The 19,609-nt window shown below is 58.5% G+C and carries 20 protein-coding genes and 2 pseudogenes; 10 read left to right on the forward strand and 12 right to left on the reverse strand.

The features are described 5' to 3' along the window. Positions 1–244 precede the first annotated feature (244 nt). Positions 245–1,459, forward strand: a complete 1,215-nt coding sequence (locus H3L94_RS09815; protein WP_244958751.1) for a polyamine ABC transporter substrate-binding protein — start codon at positions 245–247, stop codon at positions 1,457–1,459. A gap of 42 nt (positions 1,460–1,501) precedes the next feature. Here H3L94_RS09815 and H3L94_RS12890 read toward each other — a convergent pair. The 4 genes and pseudogenes from H3L94_RS12890 to H3L94_RS09825 all read right to left on the reverse strand — a co-directional run bounded on the left by H3L94_RS12890 (position 1,502) and on the right by H3L94_RS09825 (position 4,345). Further along, positions 1,502–1,689 (reverse strand): annotated as a pseudogene (locus H3L94_RS12890) (ATP-dependent exonuclease). 10 nt (positions 1,690–1,699) lie between these two features. Next, positions 1,700–1,847, reverse strand: a pseudogene (locus H3L94_RS13085) (ATP-dependent exonuclease); the annotation flags it as partial. A gap of 42 nt (positions 1,848–1,889) precedes the next feature. Further along, positions 1,890–2,612, reverse strand: a complete 723-nt coding sequence (gene ubiG, locus H3L94_RS09820; RefSeq protein ID WP_182121872.1) for a bifunctional 2-polyprenyl-6-hydroxyphenol methylase/3-demethylubiquinol 3-O-methyltransferase UbiG — start codon at positions 2,610–2,612, stop codon at positions 1,890–1,892. A 122-nt stretch (positions 2,613–2,734) separates the two neighbouring features. Beyond that, a complete protein-coding gene (locus H3L94_RS09825; protein ID WP_182121873.1) occupies positions 2,735–4,345 on the reverse strand; it encodes an ArnT family glycosyltransferase in 1,611 nt (536 codons plus the stop codon). Positions 4,346–4,504: 159 nt separating this feature from the next. Between H3L94_RS09825 and H3L94_RS09830 the strand changes: the two genes are divergently transcribed. From H3L94_RS09830 to H3L94_RS09845, 4 genes are all read left to right on the forward strand, one after another. After that, positions 4,505–5,254: a Nif3-like dinuclear metal center hexameric protein gene (locus H3L94_RS09830; RefSeq protein ID WP_182121874.1), complete on the forward strand. Its 750-nt coding sequence runs from the start codon at positions 4,505–4,507 to the stop codon at positions 5,252–5,254. A gap of 124 nt (positions 5,255–5,378) precedes the next feature. Further along, on the forward strand, positions 5,379–5,969 hold the full coding sequence (petA, locus tag H3L94_RS09835) for a ubiquinol-cytochrome c reductase iron-sulfur subunit (RefSeq protein ID WP_009118902.1): 591 nt from the start codon (positions 5,379–5,381) through the stop codon (positions 5,967–5,969). A gap of 15 nt (positions 5,970–5,984) precedes the next feature. Then, complete coding sequence (locus H3L94_RS09840) at positions 5,985–7,334, forward strand: cytochrome b (protein WP_182121875.1); 1,350 nt, start codon at positions 5,985–5,987, stop codon at positions 7,332–7,334. 14 nt (positions 7,335–7,348) lie between these two features. Further along, entirely contained in the window at positions 7,349–8,131 is a 783-nt protein-coding gene (locus H3L94_RS09845) for a cytochrome c1 (protein WP_182121876.1), read from the forward strand. Between the two features lie 117 nt (positions 8,132–8,248). On the opposite strand, the gene H3L94_RS09850 is transcribed toward H3L94_RS09845, so the two are convergent. Further along, entirely contained in the window at positions 8,249–8,395 is a 147-nt protein-coding gene (locus H3L94_RS09850) for a lipoprotein signal peptidase (RefSeq protein WP_182123156.1), read from the reverse strand. 253 nt (positions 8,396–8,648) lie between these two features. Here H3L94_RS09850 and H3L94_RS13090 point away from each other — a divergent pair. Then, positions 8,649–9,588, forward strand: a protein-coding gene (locus H3L94_RS13090; protein WP_182121299.1) for an IS630 family transposase whose coding sequence is annotated in 2 segments (ribosomal slippage) — positions 8,649–8,981 and positions 8,983–9,588 — 939 coding nt in all. Because the reading frame shifts where the segments join, the coding sequence is not laid out codon by codon here. Positions 9,589–9,653: 65 nt separating this feature from the next. Here H3L94_RS13090 and nth read toward each other — a convergent pair. The 6 genes from nth to H3L94_RS09885 all read right to left on the reverse strand — a co-directional run bounded on the left by nth (position 9,654) and on the right by H3L94_RS09885 (position 14,007). Then, a complete protein-coding gene (nth, locus tag H3L94_RS09860; protein WP_182121877.1) occupies positions 9,654–10,298 on the reverse strand; it encodes an endonuclease III in 645 nt (214 codons plus the stop codon). Positions 10,299–10,388: 90 nt separating this feature from the next. Continuing rightward, positions 10,389–11,348 carry a beta-ketoacyl-ACP synthase III gene (locus tag H3L94_RS09865; protein ID WP_182121878.1) on the reverse strand — a complete coding sequence of 320 codons (960 nt, stop codon included), beginning with the start codon at positions 11,346–11,348 and terminating at the stop codon, positions 10,389–10,391. A gap of 130 nt (positions 11,349–11,478) precedes the next feature. After that, positions 11,479–12,522 carry a phosphate acyltransferase PlsX gene (plsX, locus tag H3L94_RS09870; protein ID WP_182121879.1) on the reverse strand — a complete coding sequence of 348 codons (1,044 nt, stop codon included), beginning with the start codon at positions 12,520–12,522 and terminating at the stop codon, positions 11,479–11,481. Between the two features lie 129 nt (positions 12,523–12,651). Beyond that, on the reverse strand, positions 12,652–13,185 hold the full coding sequence (locus tag H3L94_RS09875; RefSeq protein ID WP_182121880.1) for a phosphoribosyltransferase: 534 nt from the start codon (positions 13,183–13,185) through the stop codon (positions 12,652–12,654). 110 nt (positions 13,186–13,295) lie between these two features. Next, on the reverse strand, positions 13,296–13,475 hold the full coding sequence (gene rpmF / locus H3L94_RS09880) for a 50S ribosomal protein L32 (protein WP_009118910.1): 180 nt from the start codon (positions 13,473–13,475) through the stop codon (positions 13,296–13,298). Between the two features lie 25 nt (positions 13,476–13,500). Then, positions 13,501–14,007, reverse strand: coding sequence for a YceD family protein (locus tag H3L94_RS09885; RefSeq protein ID WP_182121881.1), 507 nt, complete (start codon positions 14,005–14,007; stop codon positions 13,501–13,503). 76 nt (positions 14,008–14,083) lie between these two features. Here H3L94_RS09885 and H3L94_RS09890 point away from each other — a divergent pair, with 76 nt between their 5' ends. Together H3L94_RS09890 and H3L94_RS09895 are read left to right on the forward strand one after the other, a co-directional pair. Then, positions 14,084–14,674, forward strand: coding sequence for a Maf family protein (locus H3L94_RS09890; RefSeq protein WP_182121882.1), 591 nt, complete (start codon positions 14,084–14,086; stop codon positions 14,672–14,674). Between the two features lie 33 nt (positions 14,675–14,707). Beyond that, positions 14,708–15,418 (forward strand): SAM-dependent methyltransferase, encoded by a 711-nt coding sequence (locus tag H3L94_RS09895; protein WP_182121883.1) that lies wholly within the window; start codon positions 14,708–14,710, stop codon positions 15,416–15,418. A gap of 137 nt (positions 15,419–15,555) precedes the next feature. Here H3L94_RS09895 and H3L94_RS12650 read toward each other — a convergent pair whose 3' ends face one another. Then, positions 15,556–17,367, reverse strand: coding sequence for a glycosyltransferase (locus H3L94_RS12650; protein WP_244958752.1), 1,812 nt, complete (start codon positions 17,365–17,367; stop codon positions 15,556–15,558). A gap of 337 nt (positions 17,368–17,704) precedes the next feature. Here H3L94_RS12650 and pdxA point away from each other — a divergent pair, with 337 nt between their 5' ends. Together pdxA and H3L94_RS09910 are read left to right on the forward strand one after the other, a co-directional pair. Continuing rightward, positions 17,705–18,685: a 4-hydroxythreonine-4-phosphate dehydrogenase PdxA gene (gene pdxA, locus H3L94_RS09905; protein WP_182121884.1), complete on the forward strand. Its 981-nt coding sequence runs from the start codon at positions 17,705–17,707 to the stop codon at positions 18,683–18,685. A 99-nt stretch (positions 18,686–18,784) separates the two neighbouring features. Then, positions 18,785–19,585, forward strand: coding sequence for a thioesterase family protein (locus tag H3L94_RS09910; protein ID WP_182121885.1), 801 nt, complete (start codon positions 18,785–18,787; stop codon positions 19,583–19,585). The last annotated feature ends 24 nt before the right edge of the window (positions 19,586–19,609 follow it).

Consider the following 19,609-nt stretch of genomic DNA (forward strand, 5'->3'; position numbering starts at 1 on the left):
AGAACAAGCAGCCTGTTTCCGATGCAGGCTACCTGAAAACTCGCCACCGGCGCGGACTGGCAACAGGCCGTCCGGCCCGCATACGCTTCTGTATTACAGGCGAAAAAATGGCGCATATCTTATACCAAAGCCGCCCGCTACGCCATCCGCGCAACGGGCGGTCCGCTTCTTTGCCGTACTGCGCCTACTCAAAGCAAAGCGAATCCCTTATACTGGCTTCGCATCTGCCTGATTTGAACACGGAATGAATAAAGAGAGGAACCGCAAATTGACCGCACAAAAAAACTTTTTATATGGTTTGGTTTTATTGGCCCTGGCCGCCTGCGGCGGACAGGAGCCTTCATCATCTGCCGCCGCCAGCGCGCCCACGGAAACCGCGGCCGCCGCCTCCGCTCCCGAAGCGGCCGCACCCGCGCCGCAACTGGCGGAAACGCAGGAGTTGAAAATCTACAACTGGTCGGATTACGTTGACCCCGCCACCGTGAAAGAGTTTGAACAGAAATACAATGTGCGGGTGAGCTACAACTATTACGACAGCGACGAAACCCTGGAAGCCAAAATGCTCACCGGCAATTCCGGTTACGACTTGGCCGGCCCGTCCAATACCTTCGTCGGCCGTCAAATTGCCGCCGGCGCCTACCAGCCGGTAGACAAATCGCTGATTCCCAATTACCGCCACATCAACCCCAAATTGCTGGAGCTGCTGCAAAACGTTGACCCCGACAACCGTTACGCCGTGCCGTTTTTCTGGGGCACCAACACGTTTGCCATCAATGTTGAACAGGTGCGCCGCGCCTTGGGCACCGACCAACTGCCCGACAACCAATGGGATCTGGTTTTCAAACCGGAATACACCAGCAAGCTGAAACGCTGCGGCATCAGCTATTTAGACAGCCCGGCCGAAATGTATCCGATGGTGCTCAACTACCTGGGCCGCAACCCCAACAGCGACAAACCTGAAGACATCCAAGCCGCCACCGACGTTTTGCGCGCCAACCGCCCGAATGTGAAACGCTTCTCCTCTTCCGGCTATATCGACAGCATGGCACGCGGCGATTTGTGCGTGGTGGTGGGCTTCGGCGGCGACCTCAACATTGCCAAGCGCCGCGCCGAAGAGAGCGGCAGCAAACACACCATCCGTGTGATGATGCCCAAAGAAGGCGTGGGCATTTGGGTGGATTCCTGGGCGATTCCTGCCGATGCCCACAATGTATTGAACGCCCACCGCTACATCAACTGGCAGCTTGATCCCAAAGTGGCCGCACAAAACGGCAATTTCGTCACCTACGCCCCCTCGAGCGTACCGGCACGCGATTTGATGGAAAGCCAATACAGCCAAGATGCCTCCATCTTCCCCACCGACCGAGATTTGGAAAACAGCTTCATCATGATTCCGCTGCAACCCGAAGCCCTGCGCATGATGGTCAACCAGTGGCTGAATGTGAAAGCCGGCAAGTAATCCGCCTTGTCCAAGAAGCCCAAACAGGCTACCTGAAACCGTTCAGGTAGCCTGAGACCTTTGCAAAACTCTCAGATGTGGATGCAGTTCAAGGCGTAGCAGCGCAGCGAGTGTGAACGTCAGGAATCCCTGTGGGACAGACATATCATACAGATAGGCAAGTGAGCGAGCAGTACCCATAGGGCATAAACGCGCAACGCAGAAATGCGCCGCAGATGGAGGTTTTGCAAAGGTCTCAGCCTGAGACCTTTGCAAAACCCCCCAGATGTGGATGCAGTTCAAGGCGTAGCAGCGCAGCGAGCGTGAACGTCAGGAATCCCCGTGGGACAGACATATCATCTAGATAGGCAAGCGAGCGGGCAGCGCACAACGCAGAAATGCGCCGCAGATGGGGGTTTGCAAAGGTCTCACAGCCTGTTTGCTTGCGGCATCACATCTCCGGCAACGGCCGGCAGGCCATCAGATAATTCACATCCAAGCTGTCGCACAGAAAATATTTCTGTGTCAGCAGGTTGTAGCTCATGCCCGAGGTGGCGGCCAACTCCAGCCGCGCCTGCCGGCACATCCGCGCCAATTCGGCCGGGGCGATGAATTTCTGCCAAGTGTGCGTGCCCTTGCTGACCAAGCCAAGCAGGTATTCGGCCGCCACAATCGCCTGCAGATAAGATTTGGTGTTGCGGTTGAGAGTAGAAAAAAACACCACGCCGTCGGGCTTCACCAGCTTGGCACAGGCGCAGATCACGCTGGCCGGGTCGGGCACGTGCTCCAGCATTTCCATGCAGGTGACCACATCAAACGAAGCAGGTGACTCAGCCGCCAAATCTTCCACGCTCACGCAGCGGTAGGCAATATTGGTCACGCCCTGCTGCTCAGCGTGCAAAGCGGCTACCTGAAGCGATTTTTCCGCCATATCGATGCCGGTAGCGTGCTCGGCCTCCGCCGCCAGCGACTCGGTCAGGATGCCGCCGCCGCAGCCCACGTCCAGCACGGTTTTGCCTGCTAAGCCGTCGGCGTGTTCGCGCACGAACTGCAAGCGCAGCGGGTTGATGTCGTGCAACGGCTTGAACTCGCCGGTTTTGTCCCACCACTGATGGGCAAGCTGGCTGAATTTGTCGATTTCGGCGGCATCGACATTGGGGTTGGTTTGGCTCATGGGTATTCCTTCCAATCAGTATCTCGGTATTCTGTCTACATCAGGCTACCTGAAAACGGCCGGCAGCCTGCAAAAATTCAAAATCAACAGGCACCCCGCTGCGAGAAGCGGCGGATTCACCATCATGGCGGCGACAGCGGCCGGCGCCACAGCACCAGCACTTCGTCTCGTTGGCGCGGGCGGCCCGCTTCTGCCAGCCGCTGCCAGCCGTCCGGCACCGTCTGCTGGCGCAGCGTAACCACATAAGGGCAGTCTTCGCCGCCCAACTCCGTTTGCGCATATTGCGGCCAGGCCAAGCGGATGCTCTCCACCGTGGCCGACACACAGCCCGGCGCAGGCAATGCGGCTTCCAAATGCACCACCACCGGCCGGTAGCTCTTGGCCGCATCCAGCCACGGCAAAAACAGGGTCAGCATCAGCGACCAACACAAGGTCAAGCCCGCCGCCCAATTGGTCACCGCCTGCCGGCCGCGCACATATTTGCGCGTAATCGCCAACAACCACAAAGGGGTGAACAACACCGCCACCAACACCGGAAAATAGTCGATGTCGCTGCGGTAATAGGGGCTGAAATACGCCGCCCGCTCGGCCAGCTTGGCCGGCCAGCCGAAATTCATGGCAAAAAAGCCCAGCCAAATAAAGCCGGCCAGCACACCGAAAGTCATGATGCCGAACCAGTTGAAAAACGCCGCCGCCCCCCGACGCAACTGGTCGGTTTGCGCCGCCGCCACCACCGCCAAGGGCGGCAGCAACACCAACAAATCATTCTCATCCCGACGGGGCGAGCACAACAACAGCAGGCCAAAAACGCCCAGCCACAACAAGCACAACTGCCCCCAGCATTCGCGATGCAGGCGTAAACGCCAAGCCGTCCACACCGCCAACGGCCAGGCCGGGAAAGCGAACCAAATCAGATTTTTCAAATAGTAGCCGCCGGAAAACCGTACCGTCCATTGCTCGAAACCGCCAAACGGCAGCAAGGCATATTGTTGCCACCATAGCGCAAAGCCCTGCGGCGACAAACGCTGCAGGAAAAGCGGCCAAACAAACAGCAAAGGCAGGGCCAAACCGGCAGCCGCCAGCAGGGTCAACACAAAACGCTTGTTGCGCCAATCCGCTTGGGCCGCCAACAGCGCGGTTACCGCCATCACCGCTCCCAAGGGCAACAGGCTACCTGAAAGCCCCAACACCAACCAGCCGGCCATGGTCAAAGCCACCGCCTTTACGGTTTTCTGCCGCGCCAAGGCCAAGGCATAAAAGCTCAAACACAAACCGCACAAAGTCACCAACTGGCCGCCGATGAAGTGGCTCATCATCAGCAAGCCGGGACAACCGATCAACACCAGCACCACCGTGCGCCCGTTGCGCCGCCCCAGCAAGGCGCGCCCCGCCCCGCCCATTGCCGCCAGCGACACCGCCGCCAGCAACACATTGCTCAAGCGCACCGCTTCATAAGGATTCAGCCAGCCGTCAAACACGCGCAGAAACAGCAGCGACAACCACACATACAAAGGCGGCGTCTCCCAGTGCGGCGAACCGTCGGCCTGCGGCAGCCACCACCAGCCATCGTGTTGCGCCTGCTCGATCACCGCATACAGCAAAGGTTCGCCCGGCCACAAATCACGGCCGAACACCCCCGGCCACAACCAAGCAAACGCCAGCAAGAGCAACAGCCAAGGGCGTTCGTAAGTGGGGGGAGCAGGACGTTGTTCGGGCGGGACGTAAGTCAGCATGATAGAGATGTCTGGGAAAACCGCGCCTATTGTATCGCAAGCGGCCGCCGCACCATACCTTTCAGGTAGCCTGCTCTGCGAACCATGCCGCCGCTTTCTCTCAGCAGCGGCAGCGATTCGGCTATAATCACGCTTCGATTTTGAGCAAAGGGAAACAGCATGGCCGCCCGTCAGGAAATCATGGCTTGGTGCGACGACTTTCTGCAAGTCTCCGCTTTCAAAGACTACGCCCCCAACGGCCTACAGGTGGAAGGGCGCGATACGGTGAACAAAGTGGTCGGTTCGGTTACCGCCAGCCTGGCCGCCATTCAATTCGCCGCCGAGCAAAACGCAGACCTGTTACTGGTTCACCACGGCCTGTTCTGGAAAAGCGAACCGGTGCCGATTGTCGGCTGGAAACACCGCCGCATCGCCGCCCTCATCCGCCACAACATCAATATGGCCGGCTATCACCTGCCGCTGGACGCCCACCCGGAAGTCGGCAACAACGCCCGGCTCGCCGCCTTGATGAATTGGCAAATACACGGCCAAACCGGCGAACAAAACCTGCTGATGTTCGGCCGTCCGGCACAAGCCCAAACCGGCGAACAACTGATTGCGGGCTTGGCAGACAAACTGGAGCAAGCGGTCGTACATGCCGGCGACTGGTCGAAGCCGATTGAAAAACTGGTGTGGTGCACCGGCGGCGCACAAGGTTTCTTCCAAGAAGCCATCGAGCTGGGAGCAGATGCTTTTGTGACAGGCGAAATTTCCGAAGCCCAATATCACCTGGCCAACGAAACCGGCGCCCTGTTTGTGAGCGCCGGCCACCACGCCACTGAGCGTTACGGCATTCAGGCACTGGGCGCCCGCCTGCAGCAACATTTCGCGGTGGACTTCTGCTTTTTCGACGAGCAAAACCCTGCTTAAAATCAAAGTTTGGCACAAAACTTTACCTTATTTTAAATATTGCTTTAAGCCCCGCTTTAAAATCGGTTAGAATTGCGGGGTTTTAAAGCTTCGGTATTTCCACAGTATTAGGACGACTGAGATAATGGATAATCAAGAAATCAATCAAGGTCGGCGACGGTTTCTGACCTTGGCTACCGCCGGGGCGGGCGCCGCTGCCGGTTTGGGCGTTGCATCGCCGTTCGTGCTCAGCTTTTTCCCCTCGGAGAAGGCCAAAGCAGCCGGTGCACCCGTCGAAATCGACATCAGCAAAATTGAAGCCGGCCAACTGGTTACCGCAGAATGGCGCGGCAAGCCGATTTGGGTGCTCAACCGCACCGAACAGCAACTGAAAGACCTGCCCTCTCTAGACGGCCAACTGGTCGATCCCGACTCCACTGCGGCAGACAACCAACCCGAATACTGCAAAAACCCCGCCCGCGCCATCGAAGGCAAAGAGAAAATCTGGGTGGCCATCGGCATTTGCACCCATTTGGGCTGCTCGCCGACTTTCCGTCCCGACTTGGGTCCGGCCGACTTGGGCGCCGACTGGAAAGGCGGCTTTTTCTGTCCTTGCCACGGCTCCAAATTCGACTTGGCCGGCCGCGTCTATAAAGGCGTACCCGCGCCGACCAATCTGGTCATCCCGCCTTACAAATACCTCTCCGAAACCACAATTTTGGTGGGCGAAGACTAATCCAAGGGGCAAATCATGACAAACCAAACCAATAATAAGGCTAAAGCATTATTAGGCTGGGTGGATGCCCGATTCCCCCTGTCCAAAATGATGAAAGAGCACGTAACCGAGTATTACGCGCCGAAAAACTTCAACTTTTGGTATTTCTTCGGTTCCCTGGCCTTGCTGGTGCTGGTGATCCAAATCGTCAGCGGCATCTTCCTGACCATGAACTACAAGCCCGACGGCAACCTGAACCAATACCACCTCCCCGCCGCCTTCACCGCCGTGGAATACATCATGCGCGACGTTTCCGGCGGCTGGATCATCCGTTATATGCACTCCACCGGCGCCTCCATGTTCTTCGTGGTGGTGTATCTGCACATGTTCCGCGGCCTGATTTACGGCTCGTTCAAAAAACCGCGCGAGTTGGTGTGGGTGTTCGGCTCCCTGATTTTCTTGGCGCTGATGGCCGAAGCCTTTATGGGCTATTTGCTGCCTTGGGGCCAGATGTCGTTCTGGGGCGCACAGGTAATCATTAACCTGTTTGCCGCCATTCCCGTAATCGGTCCCGATTTGTCCACCTGGATCCGCGGCGACTTCAACGTTTCCGACGTCACCTTGAACCGTTTCTTCGCCCTGCACGTGATTGCCGTACCGCTGGTATTGGTCGGCTTGGTGGCCGCCCACCTGATCGCCTTGCACGAAGTGGGTTCCAACAACCCCGACGGCGTGGAAATCAAAAAACTGAAAGACGAAAACGGCATTCCCTTGGACGGCATCCCCTTCCATCCCTACTACACCGTCAAAGACATTTTGGGTGTGGTGGTGTTCCTGATCGTTTTCAGCGCCATCATGTTCTTCGCCCCCGAAGGCGGCGGCTACTTCCTCGAAGCGCCGAACTTCGACCCGGCCAACCCCTTGGTAACCCCGGCCCACATCGCTCCGGTTTGGTATTTCACCCCCTTCTATGCCATTCTGCGTGCCGTCCCTTCTTTCGCCGGCACCCAAGTATGGGGCGTATTGGCCATGGGCGCCGCTGTGGTATTGATTGCCTTGCTGCCCTGGCTTGACCGCTCGCCGGTGAAATCCGTGCGTTACCGCGGCCCCATCTTCAAGGCCATGTTGGTTTTGTTCATCATTTCCTTCATCGGCTTGGGTATTTTGGGGGCCAAAGTGGCCACCGACACCCGCACCATTGTGGCGCAAATCCTCAGCATCATCTACTTCGCCTTCTTCCTGCTGATGCCCGTTTACACCAAAATGGACAAAGACCGTCAGGTACCTGAGCGCGTAACCATGAGCACCACCCGCAACAAAGTGATGTTCTTCGTTTACGTAGCCATTGCGGTAGTGGGTTCTTACCTGTTTGCGATTCTGATTTGATGAGGGCGGCACAAATGAAAAAAACTTGGAAAAACTGGTTTGCTGCCCTCCTGCTGGCAGCACCCTTAAGCAGCTTTGCCGCCGGCGGCGGCCACTACGAGCCCGTAGACATCGACTTGGGCGACCAAGTCAGCCTGCAACGCGGCGCACAGATCTTCACCAACTATTGCCTCTCCTGCCACTCGGCCAGCGGCATGCGTTACAACCGTTTGCAAGATTTGGGTTTGTCTGAAGAAGAAATCAAGAAAAACCTGATGTTCACCACCGACAAAGTCGGCGAAGTGATGCAGTCGGCCATGGATCCCAAAGACGCCGAACGCTGGTTCGGCAAGGCGCCGCCCGATCTGACCCTGATTGCCCGCTCCCGCGGTGCCGACTATCTGTATGCCTATATGCGCGGTTTCTATAAAGACCCGACCAGCGCCACCGGTTGGAACAACACCGTGTTCGACAAAGTCGGCATGCCGCATCCCTTGTGGGAGCAACAAGGCATTCGCGCCGTTGAACTGGATGCAGAAGGCAATCCGGTAATGGAAAAAGACGCACACGGCAATATGGTGCCCAAGCTGTATTGGGAGTCCACCGGTCTGAAGAGCCGTCGTCTGCCCAACGGCGATGTGGTATCGCGCGATTACGACAACGATATGAAAGATTTGGTAGCCTACATGGTGTACATGGGCGAACCGGCGCAAATCCAGCGCAAACAAATCGGCTATATCGTGCTGCTGTTCCTCTTCGCCGTAATGCTGCCTTTGGCCTACTTCCTGAAGAAAGAATACTGGAAAGACGTACACTGATACGATCCGGCATAAAAACAGACCTCCGTTTGGAGGTCTGTTTTTATGCCTAACCGTTTTTGAGATACTGAGCAAACACGCCGTTCGGCGGCGAGGTCAAACACATCGTCTGTCTCATCAAACAGGCTGAGACCTTTGCAAAACCTCCAGATGTGGATGCAGTTCAAGGCGTAGCAGCGCAGCGAACGCAGACATATCATATAGATAGGCAAGTGAGCGAGCAGCGCACAACGCAGAAATGCGCCGCAGATGGGGGTTTTGCAAAGGTCTCAGGCTGAGACCTTTCAAAACCCCCAGATGTGGATGCAGTTCAAGGCATAGCAGCGCAGCGAGCGTGAACGCCAGGAATCCCCGTGGGACAGACATATCATGAAGATAGGCAAGCGAGTGAGCAGTACCCATAGGGCATAAACGCACAACGCAGAAATGCGCCGCAGATGGGGTTTGGCAAAAGCCTTAGAGCAACTTCGACTAAAAACGTTACATAATAGGTTTTTTCTGGCAGTCGGAGCATGAGATGCGCGCCTATTCGCAAGACCTGCGAGATCGAGTACTGGGAGCGCTGGAGCGCGGAGAGCGCCCCAGCGCCATTGCCCGTCGTTATGAAGTCAGCCGCATGTGGGTATATCGGGTGCGTGATCGCTTCGAAAAAGAAGGCGAGCGCAGCAGCAGGCAGCAAGGCGGCAAGCGCATCTCCCGACTGGCGCCAGTAGAGGGCATGATCCGCGACTGGATCAAGGCCGATCCCGATCTGACCTTGGTGCAAATGTGCGAGCGTTTGGGCGAGCATGGCATCAGCATCAAACCCTCGGCCTTGTGGCACCAGCTCAACAAATGGCGGCTGAGCTTCAAAAAAAACGCTGCACGCCAGCGAGCAGGAACGTGAAGACGTGCAGCAGGCACGGGCGAGCTGGATACAGCAGCAGGCCCGGCTCGATGCCAGGCGCCTGGTATTTCTGGACGAGACCTGGAGCAGCACCTGCATGACGCCGCTGCGCGGGCGCGCCCCGCGCGGTCAACGCTGCGTGGCCAGCGCCCCGCATGGGCACTGGAAGACCAGCACCTTCATTGCCGCCTTGCGCTGTGATGCACTGACGGCCCCCATGGTGACCGATGGCCCCATCAATGGCGCCGTGTTTCTGGCGTGGGTCAAAACCTTTCGGTGCCCGACACTTCGCCCTGGCGACATCGTCATTGCCGACAACCTCTCCAGCCACAAAGTGGCGGGCGTGCGAGAAGCCATCGAAGGCGTGGGCGCCAGCATTCGCTATCTGCCGCCGTACTCGCCGGATTTGAACCCCATCGAGAAGCTGTTTGCCAAGTTCAAGGCGCTGCTGCGCAGGGCGGGCGAGCGCACGGTGGGTGCGCTGTGGCAGCGCATGGGGCAGCTGGTTGATCTGTTCTCGGCTCAAGAGTGTGCCAATTACTTCAAATCAGCTGGGTATGTAATGAATTAAATCGAAATTGCTCTAGGCTACCTGAAAGCTGCATCACAACTTTCAGGTAGCCTTTACTCCTTTCTTCAACTGACCACAGCCACTGTTTTACCCTTGTACTCGCACAAATCGGCTACAATGCAAGACTCGCACTGCGGCTTCTGCGCCTTGCAAACATAGCGGCCGTGCAATATCAGCCAGTGATGGGCATCCTGCAAAAAGACTTTCGGAATCACCCGCAGCAGCTTGTCTTCCACTTCCCGCACATTCTTGCCGGGCGCCAAATTCATGCGGTTCGCCACTCGGAAAATATGCGTATCCACCGCCATGGTCGGCTGGCCGAATGCGGTGTTCAACACCACATTCGCCGTCTTGCGCCCTACTCCCGGCAAAGCCTCCAACTCCTCGCGCGTCTGCGGCACTTCCCCTCCGTGCCGTTCCAGCAGAATGCGGCAGGTTTCCATGATGTGTTTCGACTTGGTCTGGTACAGACCAATGGTTTTGGTGTAGGCCATCACGCCCTCCAAGCCCAAATCCAACATCGCCTGCGGTGTATTCGCCACCGGAAACAGCTTGGCGGTGGCCTTGTTGACCCCCACGTCGGTGGCCTGTGCCGACAGCAGCACCGCAATCAGCAATTCAAACGGGCTGTGGTAAACCAGCTCGGTGGTCGGATGCGGATTGGCCGCCTGCCACCGCTCGAAAATCTCTTGTCTTTTTTGTTTGTTCATAAAGCGTTTGTGTTCTCGGTATCATGCAACAGGCTACCTGAAAGCGTTTCAGGTAGCCTGTTGTTATCGTATGGTGTTCTGTGCAGTGCCTCAATACTTCAACAGCACCGCGCCCCAGGCAAAGCCGCCGCCGATGCCTTCCAGCAGCAGGGTTTGGCCGCGGCGGATGCGGCCGTCGCGGATGCCTTGGTCCAAAGCCAGCGGAATCGACGCGGCGGACGTATTGCCGTGCTCCTGCACCGTGAGGATGATTTTGTCCATGCTCAGTTTCAGGTGTTTGGCCGTGCTCTCAATGATGCGGTAGTTGGCCTGATGCGGCACCACCCAGTCCACCTGTTCGGCGCCGATGCCGGCCTCGGCCATCACCTCTTCGCCTACTTTGGCCAAGGCCTTTACGGCAAATTTGAACACGCCCTGCCCGTCCATCTGCACAAACGGCAGGCCCTCAATACCGCCGTCGGCAATCTGGCCGGGCACCTGCAAGAGATGGCCGTAGCGGCCGTCGGCCCGCAGAATGCTGTGTAAAATGCCCGCTTCCTCAGATGCGCCCAATACCACCGCGCCGGCGCCGTCACCGAACAACACGCAGGTGCGGCGGTCTTGCCAATCCACAATGCGGCTGAAAATTTCGGCGCCAATCACCAGCGCATTTTTCGCCATGCCGCTTTTGATGTAGGCATTGGCCGTGGTCAGCGCATACATAAAACCGGCACACACCGCCTGCATGTCGAAAGCCGGGCAGCCGTGGATGCCGAGTTTCTGCTGCACGATGGTGGCGGTGGCGGGAAACTGCATATCGGGCGTGGCGGTGGCCACAATAATCAGGTCAATGTCCTCCGCCGATACGCCGGCGGCCCGCAGGGCCTGTTGTGCCGCTGCTGCGGCCAGATCGCTGGTTTTTTCGTCCGCCGCGGCAATATGGCGCGCCTTGATGCCGGTGCGGGCGGTAATCCATTCGTCGGATGTTTCAACGATTTCGGCCAAATCGTCATTGCTCATGCGTTTGGCGGGCAGATAACTGCCGGTACCGAGAATCTTGGCGTAGGTCATAGTGCTTAGAGTCAAAATCGAAAACGCGTATTGTAGGCGCTGCCGGCGGTTTTGTCTGCCTCAAAGCAGCATTTCCATTCTCTGCCCGTCAAGTTGCGCCAACAGGCTCGCCACAAAGCTTTCAGGTAGCCTATTCGGCTGCGTCCGCCGCCGCTTTGGCGGCTTCCATCTGAGCCAACTGGGCCGCCACGCCCTGCTCGATTTTCGCCATCGAACCGGCTTTCACTTCGTGGTAAGCTTCCAACAAAGCATAACGGAAGCCTTCCGCATCGGTGCCGCCGTGGCTTTTGATCACAATGCCTCGCAGGCCGAGGAAAATCGCGCCGTTGAATTTGCGCGGGTCCAAGCGGTTTTTGAAACCTTTCAAGGTCGGCAAGGCCAATAAGGCGCCCAATTTGTTAAGCCAGCTGCGGCTGAACTCTTCTTTAATCACGCCGCCGATAAACTTTACCGCCCCTTCAATGGCCTTCAACACAGCATTGCCGGTAAAACCGTCGGACACCACCACGTCCACCTCGCCGCCAAACACGGCATTGCCTTCCACATTGCCGACGAAATTGAGCGGGCTGTTGTTCAGCAGGGTGTAGGTTTCCTTAATCACGCCGCTGCCTTTGATGTCTTCGGTGCCCACATTGAGCAGGCCGATGCGCGGGTGGCCGCGTTCGGGATACAACGCACCCACCAGCTCGCCGCCCATCACGGCAAACTGCACCAGCTGTTCGGCAGTGCAATCCACATTGGCACCCAAATCCAACATCAAGGTCAGGCTGCCGCCTTTGGACGGCATAAACTTGGCAATCGCCGGCCGGTCGATGCCCGGCAGGGTTTTCAACACAAAGCGGGCGGTGGCCATTAACGCACCGGTATTGCCGGCCGACACTGCCGCCTGGGCGTGGCCGTCTTTCACCTGCTGCACCGCCAAACGCATGGAAGAATGTTTCTTGTTTTTCAATGCGGACTGCGGCGCTTCGTCCATGCCCACCACTTCGGCGGCATGCACGATGCTTAGACGGGGATGGTCGGCCTGCGAGCCGAGACCGGCCCGAACACGCGCTTCGTCGCCCACCAACACCAGCGACACATCGGTTTTTTCGGCCAAAAATGCGGTCACCGCCGGCAGGGTAACCTGCAGGCCCTCGTCACCGCCCATGGCATCTACTGCCAGTGTAATCATTGCATTATCCATCTTGCTGTTCGAATACTGTCCGAATGCCGGACAGCGTGTGCATGTTTTGTTTGGTCGCGCCGGAACCCCGGCGCCGCTTCAGGCTACCTGAAAACCGTTTCAGGCACATGAAAGCGCTCAGGCCGACGCTTTGCCGGCCGCTGCCTGCGCATTATGGGCGTCGATGTCTTCGGCATCCCACGGATAATTGATCCACAAATCTTCGGTTACCAAGCCGCTGAAATAGGGCAAGCCTTCGGGCAGCACGCCTTTTTTGGCTTTGATTTTCTCATGCAATACGGCCACGCCGATCACGCCCAGATCTTCTTTTTGCAGCTCGCGCAGGCAGAATTCGAGCGTTACGCGGCTGTCGTCCACCTCGTCCACCACCAGCACGTTTTTACCCTTCAGGCATTCCGGCAGCGGATCGAGCCATTGGATTTTGCTGATTTCATTGCGTGTGCCGTAATCGGCATCATTCAGATAATAAGCGGTGGTCACTGCATAAATCGGGATATTCAGATAGCAGCGCAGCATGCGTGCCGGGATGAAACCGCCGCCGCCGATGGCGATCATGGCATCGTAGGCCGTACCGGATGCCTGCACTTTTGCCGCCAGATTTCGGATGGCGCGGTGAATGTCGTCGTAGGTATACCAAATTTTTTCCGGCATGATGGTTTCCTCGTTCTGAAACGCTGTGCGGCCGAATGCAACGGCCCGAATACAAAAAAGCCAGCAATTGCACGGGCAATCTTCTGGCTTTTGCTGCCTTCAATCAGGCCTTATTCGTCCTTGGCTTTCACCACTTTACGGCCGCGGTACATGCCGTTGGGGGAAATGTGGTGCGGGCGGTGTACTTCGCCGGTGGCGCTGTCCACAGACAGAGCAGGCGCAGTCAGCGCATCGTGAGAACGGTGCATACCGCGTTTAGAGGGAGATTTTTTGTTTTGTTGAACGGCCATGTCTAGCTCCTGAAAATAAAAATACTTAGCGGCTGTTTTTCAGCCCTGCCAAAACGGCAAAAGGATTGGGTTTGTTGTTTTGATTGATGTCCGCCAATGCCTGATTGCTGCAGTCTTCATGGCGCGGCGAATAGGGCACCGCCATCAGCAGCTGGTCTTCCAGCAGCTCCGCCACATCCAGCTCGGGCGACAACAGCATGCCTTCCAACTCATCGTCGGCCAGCATCGCTTCATCGAGAGCCGCCTCGTCGGCAAACAGCACAATGTGCGCCTGCTCATCCAAAGCCACAGACATCGGCTGCAGACAGCGCTGGCAAACCAAAGGCAGATCGGCCGACACCGCCAAATCCAAATAAGGGCGTTGCCAGCGGTCCACACCGCCCTGCAAACGGAACGCCACCTTGGCCTCATTGGAAGCCAGGTATTCGTGTGCGGCCACCCGCTCGTGCAAATCGGCCAGCGCCACTTCGCCTTCCAAGCTCTGCCGCTCGCGCGCAAACGCGGCCGGATCAATCAAAATAGGGTCTAACATAAACGCGCCATGATATAATTTTGCCGCTTTAGCGTCAAATGTTTTTCACTTTCCCATCCGCTCCGTTTCCGCCGTCATGTCTGCACCGCTCCCCCTGATTTTGGCCTCCACTTCCGTCTTCCGCCAACAACAGTTGCGCACCCTCGGCCTGCCTTTCGATACCGCCCGCCCCGACTGCGACGAAACCCCGCTGCCGGGCGAATCGGCCGCCGACACCGCCCTGCGCCTGGCCTGCGGCAAAGCCCGCTCGCTGGCTGCAACTTATCCGCAACACCTGATCATCGGCGCCGACCAAGTGGCCTGGTGCAACGGCCGCCAGCTCGGCAAACCGATGAGCGTCGCCAAAGCACAACAAATGCTGGCCGAATTATCCGGCCGCCGCATCGAATTTTACAGCGCCCTCTGCCTCCTCAACAGCGCAAGCGGCCGCCTACAGCAGCACACCGACCACACCGTGGTACACATGCGCCCGCTGAGCGCCGCGCAAATCGAAGGCTACCTGAAACGCGAACCCGACGCCGTTTATTGCGCCGGCGCCGCCAAAAGCGAAGGTCTGGGCAGCGCCCTGATCGAGCGCATCGACAGCACCGACCCCAACGCCCTCATCGGCCTGCCGGTGTTCAAACTGGTGGACTTCCTGCATGCCGAAGGCATCGACGTGCTGTAAATCCAACCCCATCCCCGCACAAGGCTACCTGAAATGCCCCCCACCCTCTATCTGATTCCCACCCCGCTGGGCACGCCCGACACCCCCTGCCTCCTGCCGCAAGAGCAGGCGCAGATTACCGGCCTGACCGACTTCGTCGTCGAAGCCGAAAAAACCGCCCGCGCCCACCTGAAACACCTCGGCGTGCACACCCCCATCCGCGAACTCAATCTGCGCACCTTAAACGAACACACTGACCCGCGCAGCCTGCCCGAGTTGTTGCAACCGCTGCACCAAGGCCGCAGCCTCGGCCTGCTCAGCGAAGCCGGCTGCCCCGCCGTGGCCGACCCCGGCGCACAGCTGGTGGCGCTGGCCCATCAGGCCGGATTCGCCGTGCAACCCCTGGTCGGCCCCTCCAGCATCCTGCTCGCCCTGATGGCTTCCGGTAGCAACGGCCAATCGTTTGCCTTCAAAGGCTATCTGCCCACCGACAAACAAGAACGCACAGGCTACCTGAAAGCCCTGGAAAAACGCTCGCGCGAGCAAAACGAAACCCAAATCTTCATCGAAACGCCCTACCGCAACAACGCCCTCTTGGCCGACGCCCTCTCCGCGCTGCACCCCGCCACCCGCCTCACCGCCGCCTGCGACCTCACCCTGCCGAGCCAAACCATCGTCAGCCGCAGCGTGGCCGACTGGAAAAAACTGCCGCAACTGCCCGATCTGCACAAACGGCCAGCCATTTTCGTGCTGTATGCCGGATAGCCTGAGACCTTTGCAAAACCCCCATCTGCGGCCATTTTGCATTGTCCTGACGGGAAATAAGCGGAAAACAAGACAGGTGCAAGGTAATCACCGTTGCACCTGCTTTACCAACCAACAGAGCATGCTGACACAACGCCCTAGGTTTGGCCCCACAACTGGCGATAAATGCCCTCGTATTCGGCAGCCATCCGCTCTGACGAAAAAGGAGAGGCGGCCCAATTTTTCAAAATCTTGTCGCGGCATACGGCCAGCTGCTCAGGATGCTTGACAATATGTTGCAATATTTTCAGGTAGCCTTCTGCTTGATTATCTGCAAGCAACCAGCCGGTTTCGCCGTCAGCAACAATTTCCGGAATGCCGCCCACCGCATGGGCGATAACGGGCACGCCGTATTGAAAACCCTCCAGAATCACCATAGACAACCCTTCCGAATGAGAAGGCACAATCTGCACATCCAAATGTTTCAACACGCTGCCCATATAAGGCGTAAACGGCACAAAATATACATTGGGCAAACCGGCCGCCTGTTTCTTCAGGTCTTCTTCCAATTCCCCCGAACCAATCAAATAAAAATCCGCTTCAGGCAGCAACTTGGCCAAGTCAATCGTCAGCGGAAAGTTTTTAACCGCTTGGAAATTGCCGATATGGCCGATTTTCAGTCGTTGAGAAGGCGGGCCAAACCAAGTCTTTTCAAAACCAAGATTCTCCTCCAAACGGCCCACACAGCCGTAAACGGTTTGGCAAGCCGGATGGTGAACCCGCATGGTATTTTCTATTTGCCGGCTCACACACACCAATCTGTCTGCCAAGCGGTAACTCCATCTCGACAAACGGCGCTTCAGGGGAAAGCTGACATGCCTCGTGACCACCAAAGGGCGGCCGCTTAACAGTTTCAGCACGGCCCCCAAGTGGACGCTCCGGCCGTCGTAAGCGTGAATGACGACCTTTTCCCGCCCCCACAGCAACCGCAATAACCGCCACCCGCTCAAGCGCCGCACATCGGGCAAACCCTCTGCCAACCGCCGCGCCAGCTCACCCTGCCTGCGGCCGAAAAATGCCAGCTCCGTCCGACCGCCGGACTGTTCAAGCAGCGCCCGCAGCAATTGCTCGGCCTGCCGCTCCCCTCCGCCAAACCCTTTGGCAAGACTCAGCAACACCATATGCGCACGGCGGTTGGCCTGCTGCTTCAACCACAAAGCAGCATACTTGGCGAATACCGATTGCGCCGACAAAACAGCCAGCAAAAAACCGTAACGCCCGTCCAAAAACCCTGCTTTCAAAACATACATTTTGAAAAAGTTTCCCAGCGCATGCAGCACCGCGCCCCACAGGCTCCCTTTCTGCTGGCGCGCCAGGCGCTCCTGCGACCATAAATCGGCATAATGGGCGGATTTACGCAAATATTGGTTTAAATCCCGATAGGTATAGTGAATCAAATCCCCATCCAAATCACACACTTCACACCCATCCGGAATTTCCACGGATTCATGCACCGCCGCTTCGCTATATTGAGTCAATGCCTTGGGATATAAGCGCACCACCCTGTCTGGATACCACCCAGAATGGCGTATGGCCCGCCCGAATATGTGGTTCAGCCGGTTTACCCGATAGACAACATTGCTTTTGTTCTGCGACAGCACCCGCTGCACCGACAACTTTAAAGCCTGGCTAACCCGCTCGTCGGCATCCAACCAAAACACATAATCGCTGTCTGCACACTGCTGGGCCAAACGCCTTTGGCGGCCGAAACCCTGCCAATCCGGCTGCATATAGAACTTCGCACCGTAGCGCAAAGCAATCTCTCGCGTATTGTCCGTGCTGCCCGAATCAAACACGACAATCTCATCCACCCAGCCGGCCACCGTATCCAAACAAGCCGCCAACTCGGCAGCTTCGTTTTTGACAATCAAAACCGCCGCCAAACTCGGCTTTTCTGTTTTTTGCATCATCTCTCCCACACCTTGGCGGCCAACTTGTGCCAGTCCATCTAAATCATCCACACTGCCCAGGCCAAACCGGCTGCCTGAGGGCGGCAAAATTTTGCAAACATTCTAACCGACCGCCACCCCTTGCGCCACGGCACGCCAAACCGGCTCTTCCTTTGCGGGCAAACCGCTTGTCTGTTTGCCCCAATGGCGCAACAATAACGCCCCAGCATACGCATACCGGCCTGGCCGTCTATACCTTGCCCCATCGCGGGCGGGCGGTGTTCAGGTAGCCTCCCCACTCGAGCGCAGGCTACCTGAAACCCTCTCCTGCCTTCATCACTGTGTTTCAGGTAGCCCCATGCCTCTATCCCCGCCCATTCTGGCCGTTACCTCCGGCGAACCCGCCGGCATCGGCCCCGACATCTGTCTCGGCTTGGCCGCCGCCGAGCTGCCCTGCCGCTGCGTGGTGCTCGGCGACCAACAGCTGCTGGCCGAGCGCGCCCGCATGCTCGGCCTCAACACCGCCATCCGGCCTTTTCGCCCCGAACAAGCCCCCCCCGCCGGCGTTTTGGAAGTGCTGCACACCCCCTTACACGCGCCCTGCCGGGCCGGCGTGTTGGATGCCGCCAACGCAGCCTATGTTTTGGCCCTGCTCGACCGCGCCTACGACGGCATCCGCAGCGGCCTGTTTGCCGGCATGGTCACCGCCCCGCTGCACAAAGGCATCATCAACGACGCCGGCGTGCCGTTCAGCGGGCACACCGAATACCTGGCCGACAAAAGCAGCACCCCGCAAGTGGTGATGATGCTGGCCGGCGGCGGCTTGCGCGTGGCGCTGGCCACCACCCACCTGCCGCTGAAAGACGTGCCCGCCGCCCTCAGCCGGCAATTGCTGCGCTCGGTGCTCGACATTCTTTATCATGATTTGCAGCGGAAATTCGGCCTGGCCGCACCGCGGATTCTGGTGGCTGGCCTCAACCCGCACGCCGGCGAACAAGGGCATTTGGGGCGCGAAGAAATCGACATCATCGAACCCGAGCTGGCCGAGTTGCGCCGCCAAGGCCGCGACATCCGCGGCCCCTTCCCCGCCGACACCCTGTTCCAACCCTTTATGCTGCAGGAGGCCGACGCTGTGCTCGCCATGTATCACGACCAAGGCCTGCCGGTATTGAAATACGCCTCCTTCGGCCAAGGCGTCAACATCACCCTCGGCCTGCCCTTCGTGCGCACCTCGGTCGACCACGGCACCGCCCTCAGCCTCGCCGGCAGCGGCCGTGCCGACGGCGGCAGCCTGCTCGCCGCCGTGCAGACCGCCTGGGAAATGGTACGCCGCCGCTAAGTACCGGCCCGACTACCGCTTGCCGTTTTCAGGTAGCCTGCCGCGCCATCGGCCACAGGCTGAGACCACAAAGCCCCGCTTTATTCACAAGGAGAAACCATGCCCGCCTACTACCAAGCCATCGGCCGCGAACAGCGCAGTGACGGCAGCAGCGTCGCCCATTACCGCAGCACCGAACACGCCCAAGGCGCTTGGAACGAACACGAGCAGCACATGGCGCCCGCCACTGGCCTGCTCACCCGCGAGCTCGAACGCCACGCCCCGGCCGATCATCTGCGCATCGGCCGCATCAGCCTCGACATCCTCGGCCTGATTCCCTTCGGCGAATTCAGCATCGTCACCCGCACCCTGCGCCCCGGCCGCACCATCGAGCTGGTCGAAGCGCAAATGGAAGCCGGCGGCCGCCCCTGTCTTACCGCCCGCGCCTGGCGCATGCAAACCGGCGACACCCGCGCGGTGGCCGGCTTGGAAGATACCCCGGTCGCCCTGCCGCACGAGCTGCCCGATTTTCCGGACATGGGCCACTGGCAAGGCGGCTACATCCGCTCCATCAGCCTGCGCGACGGCGGCCGGCGCAACGGCCAGGGCCTGGTTTGGCTCACCAACCAAACCGATATGGTGGAAGGAGAGCCCACCGACGATTTCGTGCGCCTGATGGGCTTGGTGGACACCGCCAACGGCATTGTGCCGCGCACCGGCCTGCCCGCCCGCGATTGGGCCTTCCCCAATATCGACCTACAAATCCACCTCTACCGCCGTCCGCAAGGCGCTTGGCTCGGTCTGCAAACCACCCAGCAGTTCGGCAGCGACGGCATCGGCCTCACCAGCAGCGTGCTGCACGACCTGCACGGCCCCTTCGGCCACAGCAAGCAGATTCTCACCATCCGCCCGATGCCCTAAGAAGCAGTCGCCAACAAAAGAGGC

It is taken from the genome of Neisseria shayeganii (assembly GCF_014054965.1).
Taxonomy (GTDB): Bacteria; Pseudomonadota; Gammaproteobacteria; order Burkholderiales; family Neisseriaceae; genus Eikenella; species Eikenella shayeganii.

Excerpts from the sequence above, each read along its gene's own strand:
- H3L94_RS09910 (WP_182121885.1), top strand. The coding sequence starts at position 18,785 with ATGCCCGCCTACTACCAAGCCATCGGCCGCGAACAGCGCAGTGACGGC.
- H3L94_RS09865 (WP_182121878.1), bottom strand. The coding sequence starts at position 11,348 with ATGACCTACGCCAAGATTCTCGGTACCGGCAGTTATCTGCCCGCCAAA.
- H3L94_RS12650 (WP_244958752.1), bottom strand. The coding sequence starts at position 17,367 with ATGATGCAAAAAACAGAAAAGCCGAGTTTGGCGGCGGTTTTGATTGTC.
- pdxA (WP_182121884.1), top strand. The coding sequence starts at position 17,705 with ATGCCTCTATCCCCGCCCATTCTGGCCGTTACCTCCGGCGAACCCGCC.
- rpmF (WP_009118910.1), bottom strand. The coding sequence starts at position 13,475 with ATGGCCGTTCAACAAAACAAAAAATCTCCCTCTAAACGCGGTATGCAC.
- H3L94_RS09840 (WP_182121875.1), top strand. The coding sequence starts at position 5,985 with ATGACAAACCAAACCAATAATAAGGCTAAAGCATTATTAGGCTGGGTG.
- H3L94_RS09895 (WP_182121883.1), top strand. The coding sequence starts at position 14,708 with ATGCCCCCCACCCTCTATCTGATTCCCACCCCGCTGGGCACGCCCGAC.
- petA (WP_009118902.1), top strand. The coding sequence starts at position 5,379 with ATGGATAATCAAGAAATCAATCAAGGTCGGCGACGGTTTCTGACCTTG.
- H3L94_RS09815 (WP_244958751.1), top strand. The coding sequence starts at position 245 with ATGAATAAAGAGAGGAACCGCAAATTGACCGCACAAAAAAACTTTTTA.
- H3L94_RS09890 (WP_182121882.1), top strand. The coding sequence starts at position 14,084 with ATGTCTGCACCGCTCCCCCTGATTTTGGCCTCCACTTCCGTCTTCCGC.
- nth (WP_182121877.1), bottom strand. The coding sequence starts at position 10,298 with ATGAACAAACAAAAAAGACAAGAGATTTTCGAGCGGTGGCAGGCGGCC.
- ubiG (WP_182121872.1), bottom strand. The coding sequence starts at position 2,612 with ATGAGCCAAACCAACCCCAATGTCGATGCCGCCGAAATCGACAAATTC.
- H3L94_RS09830 (WP_182121874.1), top strand. The coding sequence starts at position 4,505 with ATGGCCGCCCGTCAGGAAATCATGGCTTGGTGCGACGACTTTCTGCAA.
- H3L94_RS09825 (WP_182121873.1), bottom strand. The coding sequence starts at position 4,345 with ATGCTGACTTACGTCCCGCCCGAACAACGTCCTGCTCCCCCCACTTAC.
- plsX (WP_182121879.1), bottom strand. The coding sequence starts at position 12,522 with ATGATTACACTGGCAGTAGATGCCATGGGCGGTGACGAGGGCCTGCAG.
- H3L94_RS09885 (WP_182121881.1), bottom strand. The coding sequence starts at position 14,007 with ATGTTAGACCCTATTTTGATTGATCCGGCCGCGTTTGCGCGCGAGCGG.
- H3L94_RS09875 (WP_182121880.1), bottom strand. The coding sequence starts at position 13,185 with ATGCCGGAAAAAATTTGGTATACCTACGACGACATTCACCGCGCCATC.
- H3L94_RS09845 (WP_182121876.1), top strand. The coding sequence starts at position 7,349 with ATGAAAAAAACTTGGAAAAACTGGTTTGCTGCCCTCCTGCTGGCAGCA.